Consider the following 12,659-nt stretch of genomic DNA (forward strand, 5'->3'; position numbering starts at 1 on the left):
CGAGGGAAGTACGGACTGAGTAGACACCCCAACCGAAGGCCGCTGGGCCCAAACAAACGATTCCCTAACGCTGCGGACCGGAACCCTAACGGTTTCCTCCTGATCAGGGACCTGACCGTGAACGCCGCCCTGGTGAACTAACGCCAAGCGACCACCCGAGAAGTGATCCTTTTCGGCGTCGCGCTCTATTTGGGCTGCAGGAAAAAGAAGTGGCTGTGACCTGTGCTCGGGGCCACCCCGGTTCCGAGCTCAGATCGTCGCTCTGAGCGTGCGGCGCGCGCTCGCCCGTGGCTCACAATAGAGTCGGGGTTCGGATTTGAGCAGAACTGTTCGCTCGGTCTTGTGACCGGCGTGGACGGGATGGAAGAACACAGTGGATTCATCTGGCGTTCCGGTCATCCCGGCGAGCGTTGCCCGTCCGGTCCGTCCCGGGGCGCCCCCCAGTACCCTCGCGCGGTGGCTCCTTCGGAACCGCGTGCAGCCCCTCGGGCCAGAGAGCCCCGCAGACACCGCGACGAAGCGTCCCTGGTGGATGGTCATGTGCCTGACGGGCGTCGACTACTTCTCGACGCTGTCTTACCTGCCGAGCATCGCCGTGCTGGCTGCCGGGTCGGTCGCGCCGTTGGCGACCCTGCTGATCGTTGCGCTGACCCTTTTGGGGATGCTGCCGATGTACCGGCGGGTGGCGAAGGAGAGCCCGCACGGTCAGGGATCGGTGGCGATGCTCGAGCGGCTCCTCCCGTTCTGGAAGGGCAAGTTCTTCGTCCTGGTACTCCTGGGCTTCGTCGCAACGTCGTGGATCATCACGATCACCCTGTCATCGGCGGATGCCACGGTCCACCTTCTTGAAAACCCGTACGCGCCCAGCTTCCTCGAGGGGCATGCCGTGACGATCACGATCGTCCTGCTCCTGACTCTCGGCGGGGTTTTCCTCCTCGGGTTCAGCGAAGCCGTCGCGGTCGCCATCCCACTGGTAGCGGTATATCTCGCCCTGAACGCCGTCGTGATCGGCGTGGGCCTCTACAACGTGGTCACGGAACCCGCCGCTCTCGCCGGATGGACCGACGCCCTCCTGTCTCGCGGCGGGGGTTTCGGTGACCTACTCGGTCCCGCCATCATCGCTTTCCCGCTGCTGGTTCTGGGCCTGTCCGGATTCGAGACCGGGGTGAGCATGATGCCCCTGGTTGCCTCGGAAGGGAAAACCAGCGAGGAGCGCCTGGCCTCACGCATCCGCAACACCCGCAAGCTCCTGACCGCGGCAGCCCTCATCATGAGCGCCTACCTCCTCTCCAGCACCTTCGTCACCACCCTCCTCATTCCCGAGGAGGCTTTCGAGGACGGCGGCGAAGCCAGCGGCCGTGCACTGGCCTACCTGGCCCATGAACTCGTCGGCAACACCTTCGGCACCGTCTACGACGTCAGCAGCATCCTCATCCTGTGGTTCGCGGGGGCATCCGCCATGGCTGGCCTGATCAACATCGTCCCGCGCTACCTGCCGTCGTACGGCATGGCCCCCGAGTGGAGCCGCGCCGTGCGCCCCGTGGTTCTCGTCTATACCGGCATCAGCATCCTGATCACGATCGGGTTCAACGCCGATGTCAACGCGCAGGCCGGCGCCTACGCCACCGGCATCCTGGCGATGATGGTGTCCGGCGCCATCGCCGTCACGATTTCCGCGATCCGGCGACACCAGCGCCGTGCCAGTGTCGCCTTCACCATCCTGACCCTGATCCTTCTCTACGCGCTCGGCGAGAACATCCTGGAAAAGCCCGACGGCATATCCATCTCGGCGTTCTTCATTCTAGGAATCATCGTTGTCTCGCTCGTGTCCCGGGTTTCGCGCACCACAGAACTGCGAGTTGAAGCCGTCGAACTGGACGAACAGGCGCGACGCTTCATCACCGACTCGCTCGTATTCGATGGTGCCTTGAACCTGATTGCGACCAAACCCAAGCCGGGCAAACAAACCGACTATGCCGGTAAAGAGACAGCGCAGCGGGGAATGAATCCCGTGCCGGGTCGCGCTGACGTGCTGTTCCTGGAGATCGAGGTCGTTGATCCGTCCAGTTTCAGCGAAGTGCTCCATGTTCGCGGTGAAGTAGTCAACGGGCTTCGGGTGCTGCGCGCCCAGAGTCCCGCGGCACCGAACGCCATCGCCGCCATCCTCCTGGCACTGCGCGACGCTTCCGGAGTGCGACCCCACGCCTACTTCGAATGGTCAGAGGGTAACCCCCTCGGGCACCTGCTGCGCTACCTCCTCCTCGGCCAAGGCGATACCGCACCCGTCGTGCGCGAAATTCTTCGCCAAAACGAAGCCGATCCCGTGCGGCGGCCTGGCATCCACGTCGGTGGCGGGTGACGGCATCCCGGGACTCGGGTATTTAGGATGGTTCCGACAGGGTCTGCGGCCTCACGGCGTGCGCAGGAGGTCAGCCACGTCCCGCCTCATCGACACCGGGTACTCGGTCGTTGGGGTGCCGACACGAACGAGCATCTGGATCGTCTGCCCTTCGGGCGCGTATTGAGCATGGATTGCCGCGTAGGGAGCAGCCATAGTCGGGTATTCCTGCAGGACCTGGCTCAGCGGTTGCATGACCAGGCCGAGGGTTCGGGCGTGGAGGGATAGCTGCGCGTACAGGATGCCGGCTTCGACCTGTTCCGTCCGGGTGTTGCCGGGCGTGCTGATGAGTCCGTATGCGGCCGTGTTGTCCACGCCGGCAGCGGTCATCGTGATCGCATTCTTGGCTGTGGCCGTATCGTTATTCAGCGCAGGGAAGATGGTGAGGAGTCCTTGGAGGAGATACTTCTTGAATCCGGTGGTGCCCTGGCCCTCAACGGCGAATCCCGACCGTGCCTCGTTCTTGGATTGCTCTGTGCCATGGAACACTGCGGCACTCTCCCTGGTCGCAGCGAGGTACTCAGTTTCGATGAGGGTTCCTTGGACTCCGAAGGCTCCGAGTGTGATCAGATTCTTTTCATCGCTGAGGAGCGTGAGACGCGCGGCCGAGTTGTCGGCGAGGGCTGTCAGCGCTTCCGTTTGCGGTGTCGTGAGGGGTGCCACCGTGTACGGAGCGCGGTTCGTGTCGGCCCGGAACAGCGACGAGTAGTCCTTCGTGGTCACGGATGCGTCCTTCGCCAGACTGATCCGCGCGACCGGCCGCTGGCTCATCGACGTCCTTAGGTCTGTCTCGTCATAGCTCCCGTCGGGGAACAACTCGAACGAGGCGGAATACCCGAGCTGCTCGGCGGCAACCCGGAGGTAGGCGAGAAATGCTCCCTGAGAAACCACGGTCTGCCGCGAATCCGGATCGACTGCCGGGGTCAGACGGCTCGAGTCAGCGTACAGGTGGAGAACGTTGGCATCGGCCGTGTCGAGCACAACGGTCCACGGCTGCATGTTGTGTCCGCTCGGCGCCAGCAAGGCATGGGCGACGACCTGCACTCGAATATCGGTCGACTGCTGGTAGTAGGTCGCCTTCCAGGGTTGGAGGTACGTCGCGGGGACGAAGATACCGCCCACGGTCAGGATCGCGCCGAGACTCAGCGCGAGCACGCAGGCCACCGCCCCGATTGTGATGAACACCGTCCGTCGGGCCCGGTGCGCCTTGGCAATATTGTCGTTCATCGATGAGGATCCCTTTGCGCGGTGTTGACGAGTGCTGAGTGAGTATCCGACCCGTGAGGACGCTTCAGGGGGGAGATCACGGGCTTCATGATCGCCTCGTTCGAAGTGTCACCAGCAGCCAACTCAGTACTCCGGCGATGCAGGCCGCAACGAGACCGATCGGAATCATGACCACCCAAGATGCCGGTTCCTTGAGGGCTAGCTGCACGAAGGGTGTGGTCAGAATCGGCAGGCACGTCAGGAGAAGGAAAAAGAGAAAGGCGGCGGTAATGGGGTAGGTGAACGTCCGCAGTCGCAGTTGCCCAATGCCGGCCCACAGTGCCGCCGGGAGGAAGAACGCATAGTCAAGGATGTGCACGGGATTGGTTGGCAGGGCCATGTCCACGACGCTCTGGGGCCTGACGCCATTGAGCAGAGCGGGCACGTCTTCGGAAAGCCAGAGCAGGCCGAACAGGCCCGCCACGACCAGAAGCATCCAAGCCGAAACCGAAAGAGCACGACCGTTTGTGAAGTTCTCAGCCGCCGTCTTCGGGTCGATGGATGTCAACCCGGCAATCAGGGCGAAAAGGCTCAGGCCGAAGACCACGATCCACAACGGAAACAACGGTCCGAACGGAATGGAGAAGGTGTAGATCACGTAGCTATACACGGTGAACGCGACCGCCCCCAGGCAAAGCAGACCCGCGCGATACGATCCGCGCAAAGCCAGGACGGCGCAGATCACGACCAGCGGCGCGACCACGACCGCATTCACGATGTCCTGTGTCAGCGCCTGGAACAGGAAAGCGGGTGTCAGGCTGTCGTAGAGCCCGTCAACTGCGAGCCCGATCGCGCTGCCGGTGAAGGCCAGGGCGGCTGCGACGATCGACAGGCCCAGCCAAGTGTTTGCCCCGGTGTTCGCTCGTTGCTGGTCGGCCGTGATGGATGAACGGGCCGCATTCATGGTTCATCTGCTGAAGATCCCATGACGTCATCGTGCACCCGCGACCGTGAGATGCATAATCCCCACCCGTCGCCGGACGCTGTCGAGAGGGGGCTGGAGTTCGACGCGCGCATGGCCGAGACCGCCTTGACACGAAGCTTCGGACGGTGGGGCGCCGTACCTCTACGATGAACCGCACGCCGGCGAAAGGCAGTGGATCGGCTCACGGAACGATTCCCCGCTGTGCCACGGTCACGTGTTGAAGGGGATGTCCGTGAAGAGCACGAGGCGCTCTCCGGCCGACCGATCCGTGACTTCATTCCCGCGCTGGTCGAACACGGGGTCACAGAGCGAATGCGCAAACAGTGTGCGCCGTTTCCGTGCGATTGTGCGCGCGAGCTCCAGTGGCGTCAGATGCTCCTCACTGGGCATCCCGAATTTTGAACACCGGGAAGTCAGCTGCGATGGCCGCGAAGGCGTCGACCGGCTCGGACTGCTCGACCGGAATGTGCGGTCTGGCACCGGGCGCTTGCGCCAGGTACGCCTTGAGAATCGGCGCACGGGCATCCGCCTGAACTTCTTCGAGGACGACTGAACGTCTGCGCCCCGCGTGGATGACGGCTTTTCCCCTCGCGGCCCGCACATTGCGCACCCACCGCGAGCCTTGGCCCAGCATCGAGACCGCGTATTCGTTGCCCTCGTAGCTGGCGATCACGAGCGGCAGGGTGAGCAGGGTGCGCGACTGCGGATTGACGGTCTCGAGGGTCACGGCGCCGTGGCCGACGACACCGAGCGAGAACACGATCGCGCTGATCCGGTTCAGGAAACGCGCCCACCGGTTCGGGCGCCCGCCGGCGTACATGCGCCTCAGCGAGTCGTCTCGAATCATGGTCGGTTGCCCCTGGAACAGAAGCGGGTGATGTACACGAATTCGGGCATGACTAGTGCCTCTCCGGTTTTCCGATGGACGCCAGTGCGGCTGCGGCGGCTCGATCGGGCGGATCGACAGTACCATTGCGTCATTGCGCAGTGATTTCCGTTGGACAACCGCGGCGACACCCCGAAGGGAACGGTGCGCCGTAACCTGCACCGCCGCGTTCGTGAATTGTGGCGTGGGGGCAGTCCGTTCATGTCGTCGGGGTTGTCGAGGTAGGCCTGGAATGACATCGCTGCTCCATTCGTGACGGTTTTTGGTGGTGGTGGGCCGGACCCCCCCCCACGACGAGAGAGCCGACCCCTTGCTCAAGAGTTGCCGCGAGCGTCAGCATCGTGGATGCACTACAGGTCACGGTCTGCTGCGCTGAAGAAGTGAGCATGCGAGGGACAGCCTCCCAGCGGCCTACAGCAAGTACTCGGTGTCCCATTCGTATTCCATGAATGAAGGCGCCTCTGAGAAGGTCAGCTCGCTGGAGGTCCTGAGCGTCTGTATGCGACGGTGGAGATAGGCGACCGCCTCGAGGGTGTCCGGTTCTCTCCACGTGGATTCTTCCGGGACGCTGATCAGCTCGCTGCCTGGGCCGACGATTATTTGCACGACCATCTCCTCGCCGTCGTTGTTGACCGCGGGTAGTCTGAGCAATTCGGAGTCGTGGCCGCTTGGAAGAGCGATGACCAACCTCAGGAGTGCATCCGCGGCCCCGTCTGTGGTCAGGAAGGATTCTCCGCAAAATGAAATTCTCTTCATGGACTTAATGATTCCCTGTCTTGTCGACGCGAATCCGTCCAGAGGGACGGCGACCTGGCGCTGACTCTACGAACGGCGTGGGTTCGGCAGGAGGTGTTTCATCGGTCACGGCCATCATGAACGGATGCGGTTCCGCTCGGGAACCGGGTGTTCATGGGTCAAGGTAGCAGGTGAGCGTCATTCTCCGCTGTCGGCCCAAAGGGGGACACCCCTGACTGTCGACGCATCACGCGTTCGATGCGAGGGTGCCGGGGGCAACACGAGTTCACACACCGTGGGTGGGCGGCCCGCTTGTGTCGGGTGCGAAGCCGCTGCCGGTGCTCCAACTGTTGCCGGGGTTACGGGTCGACGATGAGAAGGCGGCATTCGAGCCTTGCCCGACCATCAGGCCGGCCGCCACAATGGCGATCGGGGCCACGCTGATGTAGTGATTCGACGAGCACGGGCACGGGGACTGGGTGCACGCATGATTGTTTTCCCTCCACGTTGGTAGCCGCTGCAGGATCTCAAGAATCGCCTGGGTGCATGGATTTTGCGGAAGAAATAGCATCTGACCAACCTATTCGCGGGTATGCCTGTGGTCTGAGCCCTGTCAAGCAAACCGCCGGGAGGTGCGGTTTGTTGCCGCTACCCGGACACCCGCGCGACGACACTGCCGTTGAACTCGCCGAATCTGTTTGGAGTGTATGGTGCCCTAGGGTCGAGGCATGGAACTCTCGGCAACGCCCACGCTCACTGGATCGCTCGTGGCCCTTGAGCCCCTCTCCCTGAATCACGTGGCTGAGCTCCGTGTAGCGGCGGGCGAGGACGACCTATGGCGTTCGTGGTACACCTCGGTGCCGCACCCCGACGCGATGGCTGAGGAGGTTGAACGCCGACTCGGCGTCCAATCGCTGGGGCACATGCTGCCATGGGCCATCCGACTTGTATCAACGGGACAGGTGGTCGGAATGACGACCTTCATGAACCCGAGCGACACTGAGTTGCGGCTGGAAATCGGCTCGACTTGGCTGGCCACAAGCGCTCAGGGAACCGGGGCGAATCGGGAGACCAAGCTGCTGCAGCTCGCTTATGCCTTCGATGTCTTGCATTGCATCGCGGTGGAGTTTCGCACTCACTGGCACAACCGCCAATCAAGGAAAGCGATAGCAGCATTGGGTGCGAAGGAAGATGGGGTGCTCCGCAATCACTCCGTCGGACCAGACGGTGCACTCCGAGACACCGTCGTCTTTTCTATCATTGCGAGCGAGTGGCCGGCTGTGCGCATGGGTCTTCGATACACCCTGGATACGGGTAGAGGACATCAGGCTGGCCCGAGGGCACGACACTCGCAGCCTGAAGGTATTGAACCGCTGACACAGGGTCGTAGAAACAGGCGAGAAGTTAGCGCTGCTGTTGACATCCGGTAGAACCTCTGAATTCGACAGTGTGATCCGCGAGTCGGGTCCAGTTCGGCTCCGGCTCGGGGGCCGGGTGGCAGCCCCGTCCTCCCGAGGCTGCGGATCGGCGCACGAACGTCGTCCTGCCGCCACGAAACCGTGTCCCCTCAAGGGCCGACTGGTGGTCGGCTCCAGGAGAGGGCCAGTGTTGAATCACGCTTGAACGGGGGGTGCAATGCGCAATTCACAGAGGTCTTCGGGATCGACGGCGTTTTCACATCGTCCTGTTCACTCGCGATACCACCGGCGATAGGTCCGGCGGATTCCATCGATAACTGGAGTGAAGACTATGAACAGAAGCAGAATCAGGTCCGGTGCCCTCGCGGCCCTGGCCATCAGCGGTCTCTTCGTGACGGGCGGGCTCGTTGCGTCCGGATCAGCCGGTGCATTTGCCGCGACGCAATCCACGGATGTCGAGAGGTGGGTCGTTCCTGAGACCCGACAGGGGGGCGAATACTGGACAGCGGAGCGAATGATGGCCGCGACTCCAGGTGACGTTCTGGTCGGCGACAACGTAACATCCGTGGGCCGAAGTGAGGTCGAGGTGGGGCAAGAGAAGAAGGTCACGAAGCAGTCCCGCAATCCGAAGGTCACACCAACGGCGACTCAGCAGACACCCGTGGACCACATCGGCAAGGTGTTCTTCACGCTCGGCGGGAGCGACTACGTCTGCTCGGGCAACGCCATCTCCGCGGCCAACGAGAGCACCGTCGCTACAGCCGGCCACTGCGTGAACGAGGGCCCTGGGGCGTTCGCCTCCCGCCTGGTCTTCGTTCCGGCCTACGAGAACGGCACCGCACCGTTCGGACAGTGGAACGCGACGGAGCTCTATGCTCCGACCCAATGGACGTCGGGCGGCGACATCACCTATGACACCGGATTCGCGATCGTATCTTCTCCCACGGATGCGTCCTTGAGTGACACCGTCGGCGCCTCAGGCGTGGCCTTCAATGACGGCAGAGGCCTCACTTACGCCGCCTTCGGCTACCCGGCGGCAGCACCGTTCACCGGCAACACCCTGCAGTCCTGCTCCGGCACGGCCACGGACGACCCGTACGCACAGTCGGAATCGCAGGGCATCCCCTGCGACATGACCGGTGGATCCTCCGGCGGCCCCTGGTTCATCGGCAGCGGTTCGGCCGGCTATCAAAACTCGGTCAACAGTTTCGGATACAACAACGTCGCGAACACCATGTTCGGGCCGTACTGGGGGTCCGTCATCGAGAGCGCCTATGACGCCGCGGCCGCCTGACCCTGATTCGGCCGACGAATCCGGTGCCGCGGCCGTCGCGCGCGAGAGGCTCACGTCGGACTCGTTGGACGTCGAGTGGGACGAACACCGGATGCGCGCGGCGCGACCACGAGCCATTCGTCTCAATCCAGACGGCACGCGTGTTCCAGACGACGCACCGTGGCAATCGGAACCGCCAGAAGGGCAGTAGATCCATCCGCGGGACATGACCTGCGGGGCGGGGGACCGCCGCATACCTCCGGTATGTGGCGGTCCCGTTTGGACAGCCGAGGAGTCCATCGCAAACTACAGCCCGGTGGCTGGTTGATTGGTGGCGATGAATCGGAGACCGCGGGCGAACCCCCTGCGGAACGTTTTCAGTGGTTGAGAAGGTCGCGCGAGCGGACGATGGTTGCGAATTCGTCGTTGAGATTGATGGCGGATATTCGGGAAAGCTCCTCCGCGCTGATTGTGCCGCCTTCGAGGTCCGCCCTATCGAATGTGTGAGTGGCGTCCACCGCAAAGTAGACGGTGTAGCCCAGGTTTCCGCCAATGCGTGCGGTTGTTTCGCAGCAGTGGTTGGTGGTGATGCCGCAGATCACGATGGTAGAGATGGCGTTTTCTCGAAGCCAGTGGTCAAGATCGGGTGTGCCGTGAAAACTTGAGTTGACGGTTTTTTCGACTAATAGATCTGGGGTGCCGGACACATAGCTTTTCAGCGCGTGACCGGGATTGCTGGGGTGCAGCGGGGAGAGCGGATTAGTGGAGCTGTGCTGCACGAAGACGATCGGTCGCGAAAGCCTGTACCACTCGTTCACTAACGCTGCGATGTTCTGATCACAGTCAGCGTTGTCTCGCGGTCCCCACCAGGCGGCCTGGTCAAATCCTTGCTGAGCGTCGACGACGATCAGCGCGGTGCGATCATCCATCGAGGGTAGTTGGATCACGATTCGGGGCTCCTTTATTGTTTCACTGCCGGATCTTCATTCACCATCTAGCATCCCAGGACGTCAGCATCACGGCGACCTGCGGCCGAGGCCGCCGGCACTGTCGACGGTGCCGCTATCGGGCCCGTCGCCTGAGGTTACGGATCGCGCTCGCCTGACCAATCGGCGATTCATGGATGTCGGGCGCGTGCAAAGAACGCCGTCTCAGCCGCGCGCAGTCTGGTGATGTCCTCGACGACGAATTGCATGTCGGCGAAGTCTCGGTGCGATCCGGAGGAGGCCGAGCCATGTCGGTCAAGGTCATAGGCGCAGAGCCAGTTCAGGTGCAGTGCGGTGGGTCCCGGACGAATTCGGAGTAGCGACTCCAGGAGAGTGGCGCGACGGATGCCGGGAATCCGGAGGTCCGCCGCAACACCGGCGTCGCTGCGTGGGCAATCGTCATGTTTTGTTCTCCTATCGGACACCCGGCTCAACCCTGAACCGGCGGCAAGCTGGTGTCACGGAAAAGATCCGCGGGGTCCTTGGAATCGTGAGGGAATTCGATGAACTGCAGTCAACTGTTCTCAATTGTCAAGGCTGGTCCTGCGGTCTGGGAAGTCCGTCATGAGATCACTGATGAATTGGCCGGCATCATCCAGCGCACACCACGGGGCTTCGTCGTCCGCAACGACCAGAGGCAGCAGATCGGTAGCTTCGACTCCATCACGAGCGCACTGCAAGGTCTGTACGAGGCGGCTTGAAGGGTCAACTTCTAGTCAGTGAGCGAGCCGTAGTGACCCCGGCGATTCCCCGCCTCGACGAGGGAGGCCTGTTCGGCTGAGGGGTTCAATCCGTCGGGCGGCTGAATAGTCGGCAAACGACGGCGGGTCCAGTTGGGTCAGAGGCCAGGGGCGGGTACTCATGAAGGATGAGCTCCATCCGTGACACCGATCTTGGCCGCGCCGACCCGGTCGGGTGTCTGACTGACCTTGCAACCAGCGTCCAACAGGTGTCCGCTACGACGCCAGTGACGGAGATCGACCGTGTATTCCGTGCGGACCAGCAGCTTCGTTCGCTCGTCGTGCACGAGGACGGTATCTGCTTTCTGCTGACTCGAGAACAGGTGGAGTTCACTCTGACCGGCCGATTGGGTTACGGTCGTGGCCTGCATGCCCGATCGACGGCCATCCAGATGGTGCCGGAGAACTCTTTCGCGCTACCCGGTCAGATGAGCTTGGCGAACGCGGCGCAGCGCGTCCTGGAGCTGCCGGAGGGCAACCGGTACCGGGACGTTCTCGTGCTGACCGATGAGGGTCCCCGTGTCGTGTCGGTCTCACAGATCTTTGAACGGTTGTCGGCTGAATTTCGTTACGCCGCTCTGCACGATCCCCTGACCGGCCTACCCAATCGTCGGCAATTGGAGGAGAGCGGAGCCACGTCCATCGAGGGCAGCGTGGACATAACCCGCATTGCGGTGCTCTACATCGACCTCGACGGTTTCAAAGCGATCAACGACACCTTCGGTCATCAGGCCGGGGATGAGATTCTGATCGGCTTCGCCGACCGGCTGCGTCACCTTGTCCGACCCACCGATCTCCTCGCCCGCCTCGGCGGCGACGAGTTCGCGGTGTTGCTGGTCGACGTGGATGAAGCGCAGCTCCTCGCCATCGCGGATCGGGTCGTGCTCGGCGCGTCGGTGCCGTTTGTCTGCGACGGCCATCTGCTGCATGTTTCGGCGTCTGTCGGTATTGCCATGGCCGGTGATGTCGCAGCGGAACGAGAACTGAGCAGGCTTGACGTGCTTCTCCGCCACGCCGACGGAGCGATGCTCAAGGCAAAGCAGGCAGGGAAGCGCCAGGTCGCCCGTCTCGACGGGCACGGCGAGGCCGCCCCGATCGTGCGAAATGCGCTCATTCGGCGGCGCCTGCCGAAGGCGTTCGAAACCCTCTCGTTCACCCTGCACTACCAACCGCAGATGGACCTGTCCAGCGGTGACTGCTCGGCGGTGGAGGCGCTGCTGCGCTGGACCGACCCGGTGTTAGGCGCCGTGTCGCCCGCGGAGTTCATTCCGATCATGGAACTCTCCGGCGACATCCACCGGATTGGGCAACGGGTCATCAACGAGGCCTGCGCCCAGGCCAGGGTTTGGTTGGATGCGGGAACACCGCGTCGGATCGCAGTCAATGTGTCTCCACTCCAACTCGCGGCTCGCACCATCGTTCCCGAGCTAGTGTCCGCGCTCCACCGACACGCGGTGCCCGCACACCTCATCGAGGTGGAAATCACCGAGGGTGCCGCGATCACCGATCTGCCGCGGGCGATCGGCCAGCTCCAACAGCTCCGGGAGGCCGGAATCAGTATCGCCCTGGACGACTATGGCACCGGTTTCTCTTCCCTTGCCCTGCTGCGCAGTCTGCCGCTGACCACGGTGAAGATCGACAAGACCTTCGTCGACAACATCGATTCCTCACCCTCGGACGCCCTGCTCGTGGGCGGCATTATCGACACCGCTCATGCCATCGGGCTGACGGTCACCGCCGAAGGTGTTGAACGCCAGAGCCAACTCCAGCTCCTGCGTGATTTGCGCTGCGACACCGTGCAGGGCTATCTCATTTCGCGGCCCGTCGCCCCGGAGGACCTTCCGCAACGGTGCTCGGTCTCATCCTCGACGACCCTCCGCGCAGTCCCCCTTGATCCCAAGGGACGAATTGAAAGTAGCTGACCTGATGCCGGTTGAATCAGGGTGTGCGGAGGAGGGAAGCGACATCGCGCCTCCTCGACACCGGGTTCTCGGTCGTTGTTGTGCCGATGCAGACGAGAACTATGCGCCCG

General features: G+C 62.9%; 11 protein-coding genes. 6 read left to right on the forward strand and 5 right to left on the reverse strand.

Annotated elements, in window-relative coordinates:
- Positions 1-538 precede the first annotated feature (538 nt).
- The gene (locus tag E3T28_RS06665; RefSeq protein WP_241979208.1) at positions 539-2,359 is read left to right on the forward strand and encodes an APC family permease; all 1,821 of its coding nucleotides are present in this window, start codon (positions 539-541) and stop codon (positions 2,357-2,359) included.
- A gap of 51 nt (positions 2,360-2,410) precedes the next feature.
- Here the strand turns inward: E3T28_RS06665 and E3T28_RS06670 are convergent, their stop codons facing one another.
- On the reverse strand, positions 2,411-3,625 hold the full coding sequence (locus E3T28_RS06670; protein ID WP_134429121.1) for an Acg family FMN-binding oxidoreductase: 1,215 nt from the start codon (positions 3,623-3,625) through the stop codon (positions 2,411-2,413).
- Positions 3,626-3,710: 85 nt separating this feature from the next.
- On the reverse strand, positions 3,711-4,568 hold the full coding sequence (locus tag E3T28_RS06675) for a hypothetical protein (protein WP_134429123.1): 858 nt from the start codon (positions 4,566-4,568) through the stop codon (positions 3,711-3,713).
- A gap of 192 nt (positions 4,569-4,760) precedes the next feature.
- Here E3T28_RS06675 and E3T28_RS17730 point away from each other — a divergent pair, with 192 nt between their 5' ends.
- On the forward strand, positions 4,761-4,991 hold the full coding sequence (locus E3T28_RS17730; RefSeq protein ID WP_134429125.1) for a three-helix bundle dimerization domain-containing protein: 231 nt from the start codon (positions 4,761-4,763) through the stop codon (positions 4,989-4,991).
- Here E3T28_RS17730 and E3T28_RS06685 read toward each other — a convergent pair.
- A complete protein-coding gene (locus tag E3T28_RS06685) occupies positions 4,969-5,436 on the reverse strand; it encodes a nitroreductase family deazaflavin-dependent oxidoreductase (RefSeq protein ID WP_198417166.1) in 468 nt (155 codons plus the stop codon). The two genes, E3T28_RS17730 and E3T28_RS06685, sit on opposite strands and share 23 nt — an antisense overlap.
- Before the next feature lie 450 nt (positions 5,437-5,886).
- Positions 5,887-6,231: a hypothetical protein gene (locus tag E3T28_RS06690; protein ID WP_134429127.1), complete on the reverse strand. Its 345-nt coding sequence runs from the start codon at positions 6,229-6,231 to the stop codon at positions 5,887-5,889.
- Between the two features lie 707 nt (positions 6,232-6,938).
- Here E3T28_RS06690 and E3T28_RS06695 point away from each other — a divergent pair.
- Entirely contained in the window at positions 6,939-7,640 is a 702-nt protein-coding gene (locus tag E3T28_RS06695; protein ID WP_134429129.1) for a GNAT family N-acetyltransferase, read from the forward strand.
- Between the two features lie 505 nt (positions 7,641-8,145).
- A complete protein-coding gene (locus tag E3T28_RS06700) occupies positions 8,146-8,922 on the forward strand; it encodes a trypsin-like serine peptidase (protein WP_338145390.1) in 777 nt (258 codons plus the stop codon).
- 356 nt (positions 8,923-9,278) lie between these two features.
- Here E3T28_RS06700 and E3T28_RS06705 read toward each other — a convergent pair whose 3' ends face one another.
- On the reverse strand, positions 9,279-9,830 hold the full coding sequence (locus E3T28_RS06705) for a cysteine hydrolase family protein (protein ID WP_134429132.1): 552 nt from the start codon (positions 9,828-9,830) through the stop codon (positions 9,279-9,281).
- A gap of 560 nt (positions 9,831-10,390) precedes the next feature.
- On the opposite strand from E3T28_RS06705, the gene E3T28_RS06710 reads away from it, so the two are divergent.
- Together E3T28_RS06710 and E3T28_RS06715 are read left to right on the forward strand one after the other, a co-directional pair.
- Positions 10,391-10,588 carry a hypothetical protein gene (locus tag E3T28_RS06710; protein ID WP_134429134.1) on the forward strand — a complete coding sequence of 66 codons (198 nt, stop codon included), beginning with the start codon at positions 10,391-10,393 and terminating at the stop codon, positions 10,586-10,588.
- Positions 10,589-11,124: 536 nt separating this feature from the next.
- The gene (locus tag E3T28_RS06715) at positions 11,125-12,549 is read left to right on the forward strand and encodes a putative bifunctional diguanylate cyclase/phosphodiesterase (protein ID WP_166786950.1); all 1,425 of its coding nucleotides are present in this window, start codon (positions 11,125-11,127) and stop codon (positions 12,547-12,549) included.
- The last annotated feature ends 110 nt before the right edge of the window (positions 12,550-12,659 follow it).

It is taken from the genome of Cryobacterium sinapicolor (assembly GCF_004403465.1).
GTDB lineage: Bacteria > Actinomycetota > Actinomycetes > Actinomycetales > Microbacteriaceae > Cryobacterium > Cryobacterium sinapicolor.

What these genes read in the sequence shown, in the direction of transcription:
- E3T28_RS06695 (WP_134429129.1), top strand. Translation starts at nt 6,939, where the DNA reads ATGGAACTCTCGGCAACGCCCACGCTCACTGGATCGCTCGTGGCCCTT.
- E3T28_RS06705 (WP_134429132.1), bottom strand. Translation starts at nt 9,830, where the DNA reads ATGGATGATCGCACCGCGCTGATCGTCGTCGACGCTCAGCAAGGATTT.
- E3T28_RS06700 (WP_338145390.1), top strand. Translation starts at nt 8,146, where the DNA reads ATGGCCGCGACTCCAGGTGACGTTCTGGTCGGCGACAACGTAACATCC.
- E3T28_RS06670 (WP_134429121.1), bottom strand. Translation starts at nt 3,625, where the DNA reads ATGAACGACAATATTGCCAAGGCGCACCGGGCCCGACGGACGGTGTTC.
- E3T28_RS06675 (WP_134429123.1), bottom strand. Translation starts at nt 4,568, where the DNA reads ATGAATGCGGCCCGTTCATCCATCACGGCCGACCAGCAACGAGCGAAC.
- E3T28_RS06665 (WP_241979208.1), top strand. Translation starts at nt 539, where the DNA reads ATGTGCCTGACGGGCGTCGACTACTTCTCGACGCTGTCTTACCTGCCG.
- E3T28_RS06685 (WP_198417166.1), bottom strand. Translation starts at nt 5,436, where the DNA reads ATGATTCGAGACGACTCGCTGAGGCGCATGTACGCCGGCGGGCGCCCG.
- E3T28_RS06710 (WP_134429134.1), top strand. Translation starts at nt 10,391, where the DNA reads ATGAACTGCAGTCAACTGTTCTCAATTGTCAAGGCTGGTCCTGCGGTC.
- E3T28_RS06690 (WP_134429127.1), bottom strand. Translation starts at nt 6,231, where the DNA reads ATGAAGAGAATTTCATTTTGCGGAGAATCCTTCCTGACCACAGACGGG.